We start from the raw sequence: 14,929 nt of genomic DNA, 5'->3' as shown, positions 1-14,929 counted from the left end.
CGTTTGATCGGCGCGGCACCGCATGGCATGGATGCCGGCGCTGGCAATGTGACCGGCGCTTCAATGGGCGAGCTTGGTGGCTCGCCGAATGCCAGCTAGTGCGCTTGGATGGGAGAAGCAGTGCGGCCATGCGGCCGCCCATCTTCAAAACACATCATCCTTCCAGTGATACCAGTGATACAGCACCCGCTGCCCCATCCGGCGGAACGGCGCGAACATCTGCGACTCCACCATCTCGCGCACATTCGGGAACGGCAGCGGCGAGCGGAAGATCGGCAGCTGCGGCAGCGACGATTCCTTGCCGGCGATCAGCGCCGCCAGCCGCTTGCCCGCCTGCGCGGAGTACATCACGCCATTGCCGCCATAGCCCATCGCGTAGTAGATCGATTGCGACGGATCTGGCTGCGTGATGCGCGGCATCATGTCGTGGCTGACGTCGACCCAGCCCCACCACGAGTAGTCGATCTGGATGCCGCGCAGCGCCGGGAACTTGCGGTACATGTCGGCGATCAGCTTCTGCTTGTACTGGTCCTGCGGCGCGTCGTTGCCGGTGATCGCGCTGCGGCTGCCGATCTGCAGGCGGCCGTCGGGCATCAGCCGGTAGTAGTGGCGCAGGATGCGCGTGTCGGTGATGACCTGCGTGGTGCGGAAGTTGCACGCCGCCAGTTCATCGGCGGTCAGCGGGCGCGTGACGATCGAGTTCGACAGGATCGGGAACAGCCGGTTCTTGAGCTCGCGGTGCAGCGACTGCGAGGTGTAGCCGCCGGTGGCGACGCCCACCGCGCGGGCGCGCACGATGCCGCCGGGAGTGCGCAGGTAGTGCACGCCGTTGCGCGTTTCCCAGCCGGTCACGGGGCTGGACGGATGCACTTTGGCGCCCAGCTCGCGCGCGCGGCGCAGGTAGCCGAAAGCCAGCTTGCCGGCGTGGATACCGATGCCTTCGGGCTCGTGCATGGCGCCCGCGGCTTCCTTGTCGTCGACGTATTCGCGGCGCACGGTGTCGGCATCGAGGATGCGCGCGTCGTAGTTGAAGATTTCGCGCAGGATCTTCGCTTCCTTCTCCAGCCCCGGCATCACCTTGTCGCGGTGCGCGATATACAGGTGGCCACCCGGCTGCGGGTCGCAGTCGATATTCTTGATCAGCCCCTTGAAGGTCTCCATGCCGTCGCACACTTCCTCATGCAGGCGCAGTGCGGTATCGAGTCCGTAGCGTTGGATCCATTGCGAACGCTTGAGCCGTCCCGACGCGCATTGCGCCTGGCCGCCGTTGCGCGTGCTGCAGCCCCAGCTGACACGGTTGGCTTCGAGCACGGTGGCCTTGATGCCGTACTGCTCCGCCAGGAAGATCGCGCAGGTCAGGCCGGTGAAGCCGGAGCCGATGATGGCCACGTCGACGTCGATGTCATGCGTGATCGGGCCGTCGTCGGCGGGCGGCGTGCCGGCGGTGCCGATCCAGTAGGTGGGCGCGTACTCGCGGCCCTGTCCGGGGGTGGGGGTATGCAGCGGGTCGTAGGCGGGGTCGTACGGACGCGACGGCGCGGTCGTGTGCTCGCCGCCCAGGGCACTGCGGGGGACTACGGCTTCCATGGCGCGTCTCCTGCGTTCAGGCTTGCGCGGCCACCACCGGCGCCACCACCGGCGGGCGGTCCTTGCGGTAGGCGTTCTTCACCGCGATCTTGCCGTCGCGGAAGGTGAAGACGTCGACCATGCGCGCTTCGATGCGGGCGCCGTCGGCACGGGTGCCTTTGAAGGTGGATTCGCTGACGCCGCGGTCGCCCACGACAAAGTGCTCGCCATCGACCCATTGCGCGTCGGGGAAGGTCTGCCACGCGAGCTGGAAGCCTTCGCGCACGGCGTCGCGGCCGATGAAGCTGCGGCCCAGCAGTTCGCTGCCGGCCACGCCGTGGAAGGCGCAGTCATCGGCCATGAAGCCCATCAGGGCTTCGAGGTCGTGACGGTTCCAGGCGTCGTTGAAGGCTTGCAGCAGTTCGATACCCGCGGCGGTGTTGCGATCGGACATGGCTTGGTCTCCTGAGTGTTGTCCACCGGCCCGCGCAAGACGCTGCGGAACCGGCCATGACTCGAGGATAGGGAAGCCGGCCGCGCCGCTGTAGCGCCAGTTCGGGACAATCGCTTGGGCCAGCGCCAGCCAACGCTTTCAGGCCGCGGGGCGCGCGTGGGAAGTGACGGTGGCGTCCGCTGCGGCCGCGCCTGCCGCGCCGCCGGTGGCCTGCAGCTCACGCGCCACGCCAGCGAGCACGCGGATGCCGGGCTCGATGCGGTCCAGCGAGATCGACGAATAGCCCAGCCGGAACACGTTGCGCGGCGCCGGCTCGGCCATGAAGAAAACACTGCCGGGCTCGATCAGCACGCCCTGCAGCTCGGCCAGGCGCGCCAGCGCGTCGGCGTCGAGCCAGGGCGGCCCTTCGATCCAGCATGACGCGCCGCCGGCGATCGGCACGGGGCGGAAGTCGGGCATATGCGCGGCCAGCGCCGCCAGCACCGCCTCGGCGCGCTCGCGGTGCGCCGCCGACAGGCGCCGCAGGTGCGCGTCGTAGTGGCCCAGTGACAGGAACAGCGAGAACGCGCGCTGGATATACGCGGACGGATGCCGCAGCATCAGCCGCCGCGCCGCGCGCAACTCGGCGATCAGCGGCGCCGGCCCGACGACATAGCCGATACGCAGCCCCGGCGCCAGGCTCTTGGACAGGCTGCCGACGTAGATCACGCGGTTGCCGCGGTCCAGGCTCTTGAGCGTTGGGGTGGGATCGCCTTCGAAGCGGCTCTCGCTTTCGTAGTCGTCCTCGATCAGCACGAAGTCCGCCTCCTCGGCCTGGCGCAGCAGCGCCTGGCGGCGGGCGAGCGGCATGGTGACCGTGGTGGGGCACTGGTGGCCGGGCGTGACGTAGACGTAGTCGCACGCGCGCTGCGCGTCGGATAGCACCAGGCCCTCGCCGTCGACCGGCAGTGGCACGAGATGCGAGGTATGCGAGCCGAAGATATTGCGCGCATCCGGGTAGCCGGGGTCTTCGATGCCGACCGGCGTATCGGGGCTGACCAGCAGGTCGGCCAGCAGGTACAGCGCCTGTTGCGCGCCCACGGTGACCACGATCTCGTCGGCGCCGGCCCAGACGCCGCGGCGCGGCAATACGCGCGTGCGGATCTGCTGCACCAGCGACTCGTCGTCGCGCAGGATCATGTCCTGGGCCCAGTCGTGGATATCGAGCACGCTGAGCGCCTTCAGGCAGCATTCGCGCCAGTCGGCGGTGGGGAACAGCGTGGGGTCGTACTGGCCGTAGATGAACGGGTACGTGTAGTCGCGCCAGTTGGCGCGCTTGACGATATTGCGCTGCTGCGTGGGGCGGAACACGAAGCGCCGATCCCAGTCCGGTTCGCCGCCGCGTGCGGGCACCGGCTCGCCGCGCAGCGAGGCCACGCCGCTGACGCGCGTGCCGAGGATCTCGGGATTGACGAAATAGCCGCTGCGTTCGCGCGCCACCAGGTAGCCTTCATCGACCAGCTGCTGGTAAGCCAGCACCACGGTGTTGCGCGCCACGCGCAGCTGCGCGGACAGTTCGCGGCTGCTCGGCAGTGGCTCGCCCTGCGGCAGTTGCTCGTCAAGGATCGCCGACACCAGCATCTGGCGGATCTTGCCCTGCAGGCTCAGGCCGGACAGGGCGTGCTGCTGGAACAGCTGGAACCACATGGTGGAGGGGGACTTGAGGCTCATGGTGCGGGGGCAGCTAAACGGCACAGCGCGCCAGCTTACTGCACTGGCGCGCCGCGTGGCACATCAATACTTGTGGAGGTTGGGCCCTGGCATCTCTGCCAGCGGCACTACCGGCTCCGCGCCACGGCGAAACAGTTGCCGCGCGCCGTAGGCAATCAGCAGGATCAGCAGGCTGACCACCCCCAGCGCAAGCGGGGTGCGCTGGTCGGGGATAAAGGCCATGGCAATCACGATGCCCAGCATGCCCAGGATCGCGACATAGGTGAGATACGGGAAGCACCACATGCGCACCCGCAGCAGGCCCGGCGCTTCGCGTTCCAGCCGCGAGCGCAGGCGCAGCTGCGAGATCGCGATCAGGATGTAGACGAAGATGGCGACGGTGCCGTACGAGTTGACCAGGAAGGCGAACACCGTATCGGGCGAGACATAGGACATCACCACCGCACCGTAGCCGAACAGCGTGGCCACCAGGATCGCGCGCACCGGCACGCCGTTGCGGCTGACGCGGGCCAGCGACTGCGGCGCATCGCCGCGGCGGGTCAGCGCGAACAGCATGCGCGACGAAGCGTACAGGCCGGAGTTGAGCGCCGACAGCACCGCGGTCAGCACGATCGCGTTCATGATCTGCGCGGCGGCGGGCACGCCCATCACGTTCAGCGCGCTGACGTACGGCGTGGCGATGCTGTTGGAGTTCCACGGCACCAGGCATACCACCAGCAGGATCGAGCCGACATAGAACACCAGCACGCGCGTGATCACCGAGCTGGTGGCCTTGGCCACTGCCTTCTGCGGCTCGGCGGTCTCGGCGGCGGCGATGGTGACGATCTCGGCGCCGAAGTAGAAGCCGGTGGCCGCGACCGCGCCGGTCAGCACCGGCACGATGCCGTTCGGCAGGAAGCCGCCGTTGACGGTCAGGTTGGCCACCTGCATGCCCTGGGCGCCGGGAGCCAGACCCAGCACGTACACGCCGGCGACGAACAGGAACACGATGATTGCCGCGACCTTGATCGAGGCGAACCAGAACTCGAACTCGCCGAACGACTTGACCGATACCAGGTTGGTCAGCGTCAGCATCACCAGCAGCACCAGGCTGATGATCCAGTTAGGCACGTCCGGCAGCCAGTAGCGCACCAGGTCGGCGCCGGCGACGGCTTCGAGCGCCACCACGATGACCCAGAAGTACCAGTACATCCAGCCGGTCAGGAAGCCGGCGAGGTTGCCCACCGCGGGGCGGTCGCGCCAGGCTTCGCGCGCATACTCGTAGAAGCCGCCCGTGCCGGGCAGCGCGCAGGCCATCTCGCCAAGCATGCGCATGACCAGCACCACCAGCAGGCCGGTGATCAGGAAGGAAAGGACCGCGCCGGGGCCGGCCGACTTGATGACGACGCCGCTGCCGACGAACAGGCCGGCGCCGATCACGCCGCCAAGCGCGATCATGGTCATGTGGCGTTGCTTGAGGCCGTGGGAAAGTCCGTTGCCGGACTGGGGTTGTTGGATCATGGTGTGTCTCCTGTGCTGCGCGTGCTGCCGGTGCTACTTGCAGCCAGACCAGCGTTTTTGGCAGGCGCCACGGCTTCTCTTCGGTATAGGTGGCGGCGCGGGAAACGCCAGCCAGGGCCGTGGTCGGTTCAGTGCTTGCAATCCCGGGTGCGGGATGCTTATCCGTCCATGTCGACTAGTCTCCGGTGTTTACTTAAAAATCCGGAACCAGTTGTTCCGAAAAATTATTGTTTCACCGGAATGTAGGCCCTCCTAGGCGGAAGGTCAACCAGAAGTTTCGATAATTGATATGATTTGACTCTGAAAATGAAACTTACCTATGATGGAGCCAGGCATGAACGATATGCGCCTCGCCAAAAGTGACGCCAAGCCCGACGGAGACACGCCGGCACTGCGTTTGTTCGGCCTGCTCGAAGTCATCGCGGAGAAGGACCAGTCCTTCAACCTGCAGGCGCTGGTGGAAGAAACCGGCCTGCCCAAGCCCACGCTGCACCGCATGCTGCAGCAGCTCGAGGCGGCAGGACTGATCCAGCGCAATGGCGACGGACGGCAATACGGCACCGGCCTGCGGCTGCGCCGGCTGGCGGAGAACCTGTTGCTCAACAGCACCTCGCACGGCGCGCGCCACATGGTGCTGCGGCGGCTAGTGGAAGAGGTGGGCGAGAGCTGCAACCTGACCGCGTTCTCGGGCGGCGAGGTGCTGTACCTGGACCGCGTGGAAACCGCGGCGCCGCTGCGCTTCTACCTGCATCCGGGCTCGCGCGTGCCGGCGCACTGCTCGGCCACCGGCAAGCTGTTCCTGGCGCAGCTGGCGCCGGCGCAGCGGCAGCGGCTGCTGGCGCATGCGGAGCTGGAGCGGTACACGCAGAACACGCTGACCGATCACGCGCAGCTGGAAGCGGAACTGGAGCGCGTGAAGCGTGACGGCTACGCGCTGGATGACGAGGAATTCCTGCCCGGGCTGGTCTGCATCGGCGTGCTGGTGCCGGCCGCGGATGGCGGCAAGTCCAACCTGGGACTAGCGCTGCAGGCCCCGGTCATGCGCGTGGCGCGCGACAAGGTGGTGCAGCTGCTGCCCGCGCTGCAGCGCGCGGCGAGCGCGCTGGCGGCGATCGAGGCCGAAAGCGCCAGCAGCTGGCAAGGCGGCGCGGAAGGCGCGGAAAGCGCCGAAGAGGACGAATAGCGCGCACGGCGTCACGCGGGTAGCTCCGCTGGTCGCGGTGCCAAGGTGAAAAAAGGCATGGCGACCAACGAGGAGCATGAGGTGACGCAAGAGCAGTATGGCAAGCCGGACCGGATGATTCCGGTCCGCGAGATGTTCGGCATCGATTCCGGCCTGATGGTGCCAGCCTTCAGCGAGCGCGACGACCACGTACCGGAGGTCGACCCGGCCTACCGCTTCCAGCCGGAGGTGACGCTGGCGATCCTGTCCGGCTTCATGCGCGACCGGCGCGTGATGGTGCAGGGGCTGCATGGCAGCGGCAAATCCACCCATATCGAGCAGGTGGCGGCGCGGCTCAACTGGCCGTGCGTGCGCGTCAACCTGGACGGGCATATCAGCCGGCTTGACCTGGTCGGCAAGGACGCCATCGTCGTGCGCGACGGGCGCCAGGTGACCGAATTCCAGGAAGGCATCGTGCCGTGGGCGCTGCAGCGGCCGGTGGCGCTGATCTTCGATGAATACGACGCGGGCCGGCCCGACGTGATGTTCGTGATCCAGCGCATCCTGGAGCGCGACGGCAAGTTCACGCTGCTCGACCAGAACCGGGTGATCCGGCCGCATCCGTCGTTCCGCCTGTTTGCCACCTCGAATACCGTGGGGCTCGGCAACGTCAACGGGCTCTATCACGGTACCCAGTTGCTCAATCATGCGCAGATCGACCGCTGGAACGTGGTCGCCACGCTGGACTACCTGCCGCATGAGGAAGAGGCGGGCATCGTGCTGGCGCGCGTGCCCGAGCTGGACAACGACGCCGGCCGCACGCTGGTCGACGCCATGGTGGCCATGGCGGGGCTGACGCGGCGCGGGTTTGCGGCGGGCGACCTGTCGGCGCTGATGTCGCCGCGCACCGTGATCAGCTGGGCCGAGAACTGCCAGATCTTCCGCGATCCGGGGCTGGCGTTCCGGCTGACCTTCCTGAACAAGTGCGACGAGGCCGAGCGGCCGGTGGTGGCGGAGTATTACCAGCGCTGCTTCGGGCAGCTGCCCGGCGACACCGCCGCGGTTGCGGCCGCGTCGGAGTCCGCGCGATGACCGCGGCGTCGGCCACGGCGCCGGCCGCGCAGCTGCGCCGGCGCCAGCGGCAGGACGAGCTCTCCGGAGCCGCCGTGCGCGCGCTGACCGGCGACGCCGCGCTGCATTTCCGCGATGGAAAGCTATGGCGCGCGATGCGGCCGGTGCCGCAGCACGCGCCGCACCTGCGTACCGATCCGGATACCGACACGGCGGCCTGCCTGCGCGGCGCCGCCGACGGCGCGGCGCTGCGGCAGGCGCATTCCGATGCCACGCTGCACCGCAGCCTCTGTCCCGCCGATCCGGTCGAGCGCCTGGTCTTCGAGCTGCTCGAGCAACTGCGCTGCGAAACCCGCCTGCCGCGCGGCATGGCCGGCGTGGCAGCGAACCTGCGGCACCGCTTCATGGCATGGTCGCGCGCGTTCCATCGCTCGGGGCTGACCGAGGGCCATCTCGGCATCCTGCTCTACACCGTGGCGCAGGTGGCGTGGTCGCGCCTGAGCGGTGAGCCGGTGCTGGAAGAGACCGAAGACTTGATCGAGGGCACGCGCGCCGCCATCATCCCCGTGCTGGGCACGGCGCTGGCCGGGCTGCGCGCGCATCGCCACGACCAGTCCGGGTTTGCCGTGCATGCGCTGGCGCTGGCACGTACCGTCGCGGACATGGTCCGCAGCGAAGCGCCGCATGCCGGCGAGGATGACGACAATGCCGTTTCCTCAGCACGCGCCGGCTTTGCGCTATGGCTCGATTTCGACGAGCCACCCGCCGAAGCCTTCGCGCTCGCCGACAGCGGCCACAGCCGCGTGCTGGCCGACGCCGCCGATGGCTACCGCATCTTCACCACCCGCTACGACCGCGAAGTGCGCGCCGCCACGCTGGTGCGCCGTGCCTTGCTCGACGAGTACCGCACGCGGCTGGACGCGCGCATTGCCCGCGCCGGCGTCAACGTGGCGCGGCTGGCCCGCAAGCTGCGCGCCGCGCTGGCGCAGCCGCGTGTCGATGGCTGGTCCTTCGGCGAGGAAAGCGGCCGCATCGACGGCCGCCGGCTGGCGCAACTGGTCAGCTCGCCCGCCGAGCGGCGCCTGTTCCGCCGCGAAGCGTACAAGGCGCATGCCGATTGCGTGGTGGGTTTCCTGGTGGACTGCTCGGGATCGATGAAGGCGCGGGCGGAGCCGCTGACATTGCTGCTCGACCTGCTCGCGCGTGCCCTCGACCAGGCCGGCGTGGCCACCGAGGTGCTGGGTTTCACCACGAACGCCTGGAACGGCGGCCGCGCCCGCTCCGACTGGCTCGCGCGCGGCCGGCCGGCTCACCCTGGCCGGCTCAACGAAACCTGTCACATGGTGTTCAAGGATGCCGCGCGCAGCTGGCGCCGTGCGCGCACCGACATGACCGCCTTGCTCAAGGCCGACCTGTTCCGCGAAGGCGTGGATGGCGAGGCGGTGGAGTGGGCCTGCGCGCGGCTGCACGCTACCGGCAAGACTCGCCGCATCCTGCTGGTGGTGTCCGATGGCAGCCCGATGGATACCGCCACCGGGCTGGCCAACGATGCCAGCTATCTCGACAACCACCTCAAGGCCGTCGTGGCGCGGCACGAGACGTTGCGCGACGTGGAAGTGCTGGGGCTGGGGGTCGGGCTGGACCTCAGCCCGTATTACCGGCACACGCTGGCGCTGGACCTGGCGCAGCCGGTGGATATGGCGATGCTGGATGAGGTGGCGGGGTTGGTGGCGACGAGGCGGCGGTAGCCGCCCGTCGTTGAAACCGCTGCCAGGCCGTCGCTAGATCGCCGATGGATGGCGCGCCAGCGGCGTGACCGCGATGGTCATATAGGGAAACAACGGAAGCGAAGACAGCAAGTCGTGCAGCTCATCGTTGCTTTCCACGTCGAAGATGCTGATATTGGCATAGCGGCCGGCCACGCGCCACAGGTGGGGCCATTTGCCGGACTTCTGGATTTCGATGGCGCGCGCCTTTTCGGCGGCCTTGATCGCTTCGGCGCGGTCTGCCGGAAGCGATTCCGGGATCTTCACTTCCATCTGTACGCAATAAAGCATGGGGGTCTCCTCGCTTGTCGGGATGCAGTGTGTCTGGACGGTCAGCTCGCGCTGGCGTCGCCGGTGACGGGCGCCGTGCGGAATGGCTTGAGGCGGCCGATAAAGGTCTTGCCGTGCTCGAACCAGGCCTTGCGGACATCAGACGCCAGGTAAGTGGCGTAGGCGGCTTCGCTCTCGAACCAGCATTCGCCGATGGCATCGACGTGCCCGGTGTCGAAGTAGGGCACATGGGTATCGGTGGGCTGTCCGGCGACGAGGCGGACCTCGTACTTGTGCAGGCCGGGCACATCGTGCGACATCTCGTCGTGGCGCAGGCATTCCGCGCGGAAGGTTTCGTCGGACATGCCTTCCGGCTTGACCAGCAGGTACAGCAGTCGAATCATATTGGCTCCTCTTGGTTCGGTATTGGTTCACGCGTGGCCGTTGCGCGCCTTGCTGGCCCTCGCGCCGCGTTATCAGGCATGCGCCCGCGCCGGTTCGGCCAGGGGCGCCGGCGCGAGGCGATCGCCGTCTTCGCCGATGGACTCGATGGCGATGCCGCGGGTCTCGGGCAACAGCAGCATGCCGAATACCGCGAAGGCATAGGCCACCAGGCAAAATGTCCCCATGGCATTGGCCAGGCCAATGTGAGTGGAGAGTACGCCGACGCCGACGACGGAACCCGCGCCCACCGACTTGCCCACGTTATAGGCGAAGCCCATGCAGGTTGTGCGCACATTGGTCGGAAACAGCTCGCTGAGGAAAGGCCCAAGGGCGGCGAACATGCCGATTGCCGAGAACCCGACCAGGAAGCCGAGGACGGCGGCAAGCGTGGTGTTCAGCGGCAGCAGCATGTAGCTGACGGTGACGATCCACGCGCAGACCGACAGCAGGATCAGCGTCGGCCGCCGCCCGATGCGATCGCACAGATCGGCTGCGAACGCGAAGCCGCAGAACGAGCCGAAGGCCATGATGAAGACCGTGACGATCATCGATGTCGGCGCGACTCCCCGCTGGCTGAGCAGGGACGGCAACCAGACCAGGATGGCATAGCAGCCGGCCTGCAGGCCGATCACCAGCACGCTCGACAGGATCAGTGAACGCGCGTATTTGCGGCTGAACACCGAGGCCAGCGAAGCGCGCGGCGCGCGGCTTTGCCGGGCGCGCTCGAACATCGGTGCATCCTTGATATGGCGCCGGATGAACAGCACGATCGACGCGGGGATGATGCCGCTCCAGAACGCCACGCGCCATGCCAGCTCCTGCGGAAGCCAGGCCAGCAACAGCGTCGCCACGACGACCGCCAGCGCCCAGCCCAGCGCGAAGCCCGATTGCACATAGCCCATGGCCTTGCCCCGATGCCTGGGGTCGATCACTTCTGCCATCAGCGCCGCGCCGACCGCCCATTCGCCGCCAAAGCCCAGGCCCTGAAGCATGCGGGCGACGACGAGTTGCTGGTATGTCTGGGCGAAGCCGGCGAGTACGCCGAACAGTGTGAACCAGACGATCGCCACCACCAGGATGCGCGCGCGGCCATAGCGGTCGCTGAGTATGCCGGCACCCCAGCCGCCGATGGCGGTAACGATCAGCGCAACGGTCCCAAGCACGCCGACTTCAGCCTTGGTCAGCCCCCATGCCAGCGTCAGGGCGGGCAGCAGGAAGCTGAACATCTGCATGTCGAAGGAATCCAGCGCCCAGCCCGAATAGCATGCCCAGAACGTCTTCTTCTGCTGGGCAGTCCCGGTCTTGTACCAAGCTAACATGGTTGTCTCCTGTATTGCGTTTCGTTCTTTGTTTGTCCGGCGCCCCAGCATGCATCGATGCCCGGGGGCGCTGGCGTTCCCGGCGGGAATCAGGCAGGCTCGGCCATGGCCAGCGTGGAGAAGTCGAGATCCACGTCTGTGACTGACTGGAGCGCCTGCGGCGACATGTCGCCGATGATCTCGATGACCGACACCCCTTGCGCACCGATGGCAAAGGTGCCGAGTTCGGTGTAGACGCGGCTCACGCAGGCAAGCCCCGTCAGCGGATAGCTGCATTGGCGGCGCAGCTTGCTGGCACCGTCCCTGGTCATGTGGTCCATCATCACGAACACGCGCCTGGCGCCGATGGCCAGGTCCATGGCGCCGCCGACCGCCGGAATGGCGTCGGCTGCCCCGGTGTGCCAGTTGGCCAGGTCGCCGCGTTGCGATACCTGGAATGCCCCAAGCACGCAGATATCCAGATGGCCGCCGCGCATCATGCCGAAGGCGTCGGCATGATGGAAAAAGGCCGCGCCTCGCTCCAGCCGGATGGCTTCCTTGCCCGCATTGATCAGGTCCCAGTCTTCCTGCCCGGGCTCCGCAGCCGACCATTGCCCGAGCACGCCGTTCTCGCTGTGCAGGATGACTTCGCGGTGGCGGGGCAGGTGGTTGGCCACCAGGGTCGGCAGGCCGATGCCCAGGTTCACATACGATCCGTTGGGGATGTCGCGCGCCACGCGCGCGGCCAGAAGGTTCTTGGCTACTTGGTCCATGGTTCTCAATCCGCTTGCATGGGCGCAGCTTGTGCGTGCGCGCTGTCGCGCAGCACCACGCGGCTGACGAAGATGCCGGGCGTCACGATGGCTTCCGGGTCCAGCTCGCCCAGCTCGCAGATCCGCGCCACCGCGGCGATCGTCTGGCTTGCCGCCATCGCCATGACGGGAGCGAAATTGCGCGCGGTCTTGTTGTAGACGAGGTTGCCCCAGCGGTCGGCCGCCTCCGCATTGATCAACGCAACGTCCGCATGGATCGGATGCTCAAGCACGTAGCCGCGCCCGTCGATCTGGCGCGTCTCCTTGCCCTGGGCCAGCAGCGTGCCAAAGCCGGTCGGCGTGTAGAACGCGCCGATGCCGCTGCCGGCGGCGCGCAGGCGCTCCGCCAGCGTGCCCTGCGGCACCACTTCCAGCTCGATCTGGCCGGCGCGGTACAGGGCTTCAAAGACGTGGGCATCGCGCTGGCGCGGGAACGAGCACACCAGCTTGCGCACGCGACGCGCCTTGAGCAGCGCAGCCAGTCCGGTGTCGCCGTTGCCGGCGTTATTGCTGACTACCGTGAGATCGGTGGCGCCCTGTTCGATCAGGGCGTCAATCAGTGCATCGGGCATGCCGGCGCCACCGAATCCGCCGATCGCGATGGTGGCGCCGTCGGGGATGTTGTCCACCGCTTCGCGCGTCGTTCTGTAGAGCTTATCGATCATGTCTCGCTTCGTTGTTGTCTGGCGAGACTAGGTTGCCATGCAGCGGGCGGCCTCACAATTTCGGGTTCTGCAAGCACCCTTAGCGCTGGCTTAAGGTCCCGAAGGCAGCCCGCGAACTAGCCGTTGATCCCCGGTGCATAGCGGCCGATCAGCCGGTTGGCAAATTCACGGGCGAAGCTGGACAGGCCGTCGAGGTCGCGCGCACAAACCTGGAAGGTTCGCACGGCCCAGTCATCGCGCAGGTCGCAGGCGCCGATCGGTTGCTCGCCCTTGAGGCGCGCGAACGCGGCCTTGGGCATGATGGCGATGCCGGCGCCGGCTGCGACCATGCGGCAGATGGCATCGTAGCTGGCCACATGCACGCGGATGGTCATGGGTTTGTGCAGCGCCCCTGCGGCGCGTGTCATGAACATCTGGAAGGCGCTGCCATCGAGCAGCGCGACGAAGGCATATTGCAGCGACTGCTCGAACCAGACCTCGCGCTGCGTCAGCAGCGGGTGGCCCAGCGGTGCAACCAGGATCAGCGCGCTCTTGACAAAGGGAACAGCCTGCAAGCCGGCGGTGGGCACATTGCCGGAGATGATGCCGAGGTCGGTGCCGCCTTCACGCACCAGGCGGACAATGTCATCGCTCAGGCGCTCGCGGACATCGATGCGTACATCCGGATGGCTGGCAAGGTAGTCACCGATCACCGGGGGCAGGTACTCCGTGATTGCCGTGGTATTGGCCACCAGTTTGAGCTGCCCGGAAAGGCCTGTGGTGAACGGCTGGAGGTTGCCCGTAAGCCGTTCCAGCTCGGCAAGCACCACGCGGGCATGCTGGAGATAAACCTCGCCGGCTGCCGTCAGCGTCACGCCCTGGGGCGAGCGCTCCAGCAATCGTACCCCGAGCGTGTCTTCAAGGTTTTTGATGCGGTTGCTGACCGCCGGCAAGGAGAGGAAGGAACGCTCCGCGCCACGGGTCAGGCTGCGTGTTTCCGCCACATTGACGAAGAGGCGGAAATCGGTGATGTCGAAGGGAACGGCCATGCTGCTGGTCTCGCGGCGTACTGACTGTGCCACCGATACCCGCGTCGGCGGGCATGCGGCGGCGGGATAACGGCCGCCGCGTCGCTACCAGGTGGCGGGCTCGAAGCGGAAGCCTGGGCCCTGGCGCCTGACGTAGCCACAATAGGGCTCGCCGAAATGCACCGGCAGGATCAGCGCCTCGCGCTCGGCGGCGTCATTCAGGAAGGCCAGGCGCGTGCTGCGCGCCAGGTCGGGGCGGATGCAATAGCCGGAGTTCACGTCAGGGCGAACGATCTGCAGCGGGCTGTGCAGGATATCGCCGCAGAAGACCGCCTCTTCGCCGCGCGAACGGATGCGGAACGCCACCTGGCCGGGACTATGGCCCGCAGCGGGTTCTACCTGCAGGCAGCCCGCGATCTCCTGCCCAGGCACCATCATTTCCGCCAGACCTTCGCTGACCACTGGCATCACGCTGTCAAAGAAGGACTCACCGAACACGTCCACCACGCCCGGCTCCTTGTTCCGGCCCTCGTCGCAGAATGTGAAGTCATCCTTGGGGATGAAATAGCGCGCGTTGGGAAAGGTCGGCACCCAGCGGTTGTCCTGCCAGGTGGTGTTCCATCCGACGTGGTCCGCGTGCAGGTGCGTCATCACGACATGGGTGACCTTTTCCGGCGGTGCGCCAGCCGCGATCAACCACTCGCGCACCAGCGTGTTGAGCCTGTGCATGCGCGCGATGCCGGCGCGCGGCTTGAAGTTGCCAACGCCCGTATCGACCACGATGATGCTGTCCCCCGCATGGACCACCCAGAACTGGATCGTCACGATCAGCTTGTTCATGTGCGGTATCCAATGGTGCGGCGCCATCAGGTCAGCATGGGCGTCAAGCACGGCGCGGCCGATGTCCGGGAACAGGAACGCGGGATCGTGCGTCGGCCCCGCATATTCGAGGATGCGGGTGATCTTGAGGTCGCCGAAGGTGCGCGCTTGCATCATGTGGCTTGTCTCCGTTTGGTGTTGTGAGCGCCCAGCGGCGAGGCCGCTTGCGGCATGGCCGATGCCGGCTTTGGCAGGCATCGAGCATCGGCGATCTTCGTCACCTCGCCAATTTCGCAATCCAAAAGAGGGGTTTCAGGCAGCTTCATGCATGACGCTGCAGCACTGCGGCAGAGGATCGATCAGGGACAGCAGCGAGGTCCGTCAC

General features: G+C 67.1%; 15 protein-coding genes. 3 read left to right on the top strand and 12 right to left on the bottom strand.

Annotated elements, in window-relative coordinates; translation table 11 throughout:
- Positions 1–144 precede the first annotated feature (144 nt).
- The 4 genes from J8I82_RS04260 to J8I82_RS04245 form a co-directional block, all read right to left on the bottom strand.
- Entirely contained in the window at positions 145–1,587 is a 1,443-nt protein-coding gene (locus tag J8I82_RS04260) for an NAD(P)/FAD-dependent oxidoreductase (RefSeq protein WP_209754710.1), read from the bottom strand.
- A 16-nt stretch (positions 1,588–1,603) separates the two neighbouring features.
- Entirely contained in the window at positions 1,604–2,020 is a 417-nt protein-coding gene (locus J8I82_RS04255; RefSeq protein WP_063239806.1) for a nuclear transport factor 2 family protein, read from the bottom strand.
- Between the two features lie 138 nt (positions 2,021–2,158).
- Positions 2,159–3,730 (bottom strand): MocR-like pyridoxine biosynthesis transcription factor PdxR, encoded by a 1,572-nt coding sequence (pdxR, locus tag J8I82_RS04250; protein WP_209754709.1) that lies wholly within the window; start codon positions 3,728–3,730, stop codon positions 2,159–2,161.
- A gap of 63 nt (positions 3,731–3,793) precedes the next feature.
- On the bottom strand, positions 3,794–5,230 hold the full coding sequence (locus J8I82_RS04245) for an amino acid permease (protein WP_209754708.1): 1,437 nt from the start codon (positions 5,228–5,230) through the stop codon (positions 3,794–3,796).
- Between the two features lie 334 nt (positions 5,231–5,564).
- On the opposite strand from J8I82_RS04245, the gene J8I82_RS04240 reads away from it, so the two are divergent.
- Genes J8I82_RS04240 through J8I82_RS04230 form a run of 3 tightly spaced genes read left to right on the top strand, consistent with a single transcriptional unit; the run spans position 5,565 to position 9,211 of the window.
- Positions 5,565–6,413, top strand: coding sequence for an IclR family transcriptional regulator (locus tag J8I82_RS04240; protein WP_348635551.1), 849 nt, complete (start codon positions 5,565–5,567; stop codon positions 6,411–6,413).
- Positions 6,414–6,470: 57 nt separating this feature from the next.
- Complete coding sequence (locus tag J8I82_RS04235; RefSeq protein WP_209754706.1) at positions 6,471–7,484, top strand: AAA family ATPase; 1,014 nt, start codon at positions 6,471–6,473, stop codon at positions 7,482–7,484.
- Positions 7,481–9,211 (top strand): cobaltochelatase CobT-related protein, encoded by a 1,731-nt coding sequence (locus J8I82_RS04230; protein ID WP_209754705.1) that lies wholly within the window; start codon positions 7,481–7,483, stop codon positions 9,209–9,211. The genes J8I82_RS04235 and J8I82_RS04230 overlap by 4 nt, the downstream gene beginning before the upstream one ends.
- A gap of 33 nt (positions 9,212–9,244) precedes the next feature.
- Here J8I82_RS04230 and catC read toward each other — a convergent pair whose 3' ends face one another.
- The 8 genes from catC to J8I82_RS04190 form a co-directional block, all read right to left on the bottom strand.
- On the bottom strand, positions 9,245–9,520 hold the full coding sequence (gene catC, locus J8I82_RS04225; protein WP_209754704.1) for a muconolactone Delta-isomerase: 276 nt from the start codon (positions 9,518–9,520) through the stop codon (positions 9,245–9,247).
- A gap of 41 nt (positions 9,521–9,561) precedes the next feature.
- On the bottom strand, positions 9,562–9,903 hold the full coding sequence (mmlI, locus tag J8I82_RS04220; protein ID WP_209754703.1) for a 4-carboxymethyl-4-methylbutenolide mutase MmlI: 342 nt from the start codon (positions 9,901–9,903) through the stop codon (positions 9,562–9,564).
- A gap of 72 nt (positions 9,904–9,975) precedes the next feature.
- Positions 9,976–11,262, bottom strand: coding sequence for an MFS transporter (locus J8I82_RS04215; RefSeq protein ID WP_209754701.1), 1,287 nt, complete (start codon positions 11,260–11,262; stop codon positions 9,976–9,978).
- An 89-nt stretch (positions 11,263–11,351) separates the two neighbouring features.
- Positions 11,352–12,014: a 3-oxoacid CoA-transferase subunit B gene (locus J8I82_RS04210; RefSeq protein ID WP_209754699.1), complete on the bottom strand. Its 663-nt coding sequence runs from the start codon at positions 12,012–12,014 to the stop codon at positions 11,352–11,354.
- Between the two features lie 5 nt (positions 12,015–12,019).
- On the bottom strand, positions 12,020–12,718 hold the full coding sequence (locus J8I82_RS04205) for a 3-oxoacid CoA-transferase subunit A (protein WP_209754697.1): 699 nt from the start codon (positions 12,716–12,718) through the stop codon (positions 12,020–12,022).
- Between the two features lie 116 nt (positions 12,719–12,834).
- Entirely contained in the window at positions 12,835–13,746 is a 912-nt protein-coding gene (locus tag J8I82_RS04200; protein ID WP_209754695.1) for a LysR family transcriptional regulator, read from the bottom strand.
- A gap of 84 nt (positions 13,747–13,830) precedes the next feature.
- Entirely contained in the window at positions 13,831–14,721 is an 891-nt protein-coding gene (locus J8I82_RS04195) for an MBL fold metallo-hydrolase (RefSeq protein ID WP_209754693.1), read from the bottom strand.
- Entirely contained in the window at positions 14,718–14,870 is a 153-nt protein-coding gene (locus tag J8I82_RS04190) for a hypothetical protein (protein ID WP_209754691.1), read from the bottom strand. The genes J8I82_RS04195 and J8I82_RS04190 overlap by 4 nt, the downstream gene beginning before the upstream one ends.
- Between the last annotated feature and the right edge of the window lie 59 nt (positions 14,871–14,929).

The organism is Cupriavidus consociatus, from assembly GCF_017814975.1.
Lineage (GTDB): Bacteria > Pseudomonadota > Gammaproteobacteria > Burkholderiales > Burkholderiaceae > Cupriavidus > Cupriavidus consociatus.
The sequence above is the reverse complement of the archived record's forward strand: the minus strand, read 5'-3'. Positions and strand labels throughout refer to the sequence as shown.

What these genes read in the sequence shown, in the direction of transcription:
- J8I82_RS04260 (WP_209754710.1), bottom strand. Translation starts at nt 1,587, where the DNA reads ATGGAAGCCGTAGTCCCCCGCAGTGCCCTGGGCGGCGAGCACACGACC.
- J8I82_RS04255 (WP_063239806.1), bottom strand. Translation starts at nt 2,020, where the DNA reads ATGTCCGATCGCAACACCGCCGCGGGTATCGAACTGCTGCAAGCCTTC.
- pdxR (WP_209754709.1), bottom strand. Translation starts at nt 3,730, where the DNA reads ATGAGCCTCAAGTCCCCCTCCACCATGTGGTTCCAGCTGTTCCAGCAG.
- J8I82_RS04245 (WP_209754708.1), bottom strand. Translation starts at nt 5,230, where the DNA reads ATGATCCAACAACCCCAGTCCGGCAACGGACTTTCCCACGGCCTCAAG.
- J8I82_RS04240 (WP_348635551.1), top strand. Translation starts at nt 5,565, where the DNA reads ATGAACGATATGCGCCTCGCCAAAAGTGACGCCAAGCCCGACGGAGAC.
- J8I82_RS04235 (WP_209754706.1), top strand. Translation starts at nt 6,471, where the DNA reads ATGGCGACCAACGAGGAGCATGAGGTGACGCAAGAGCAGTATGGCAAG.
- J8I82_RS04230 (WP_209754705.1), top strand. Translation starts at nt 7,481, where the DNA reads ATGACCGCGGCGTCGGCCACGGCGCCGGCCGCGCAGCTGCGCCGGCGC.
- catC (WP_209754704.1), bottom strand. Translation starts at nt 9,520, where the DNA reads ATGCTTTATTGCGTACAGATGGAAGTGAAGATCCCGGAATCGCTTCCG.
- mmlI (WP_209754703.1), bottom strand. Translation starts at nt 9,903, where the DNA reads ATGATTCGACTGCTGTACCTGCTGGTCAAGCCGGAAGGCATGTCCGAC.
- J8I82_RS04215 (WP_209754701.1), bottom strand. Translation starts at nt 11,262, where the DNA reads ATGTTAGCTTGGTACAAGACCGGGACTGCCCAGCAGAAGAAGACGTTC.
- J8I82_RS04210 (WP_209754699.1), bottom strand. Translation starts at nt 12,014, where the DNA reads ATGGACCAAGTAGCCAAGAACCTTCTGGCCGCGCGCGTGGCGCGCGAC.
- J8I82_RS04205 (WP_209754697.1), bottom strand. Translation starts at nt 12,718, where the DNA reads ATGATCGATAAGCTCTACAGAACGACGCGCGAAGCGGTGGACAACATC.
- J8I82_RS04200 (WP_209754695.1), bottom strand. Translation starts at nt 13,746, where the DNA reads ATGGCCGTTCCCTTCGACATCACCGATTTCCGCCTCTTCGTCAATGTG.
- J8I82_RS04195 (WP_209754693.1), bottom strand. Translation starts at nt 14,721, where the DNA reads ATGATGCAAGCGCGCACCTTCGGCGACCTCAAGATCACCCGCATCCTC.
- J8I82_RS04190 (WP_209754691.1), bottom strand. Translation starts at nt 14,870, where the DNA reads ATGAAGCTGCCTGAAACCCCTCTTTTGGATTGCGAAATTGGCGAGGTG.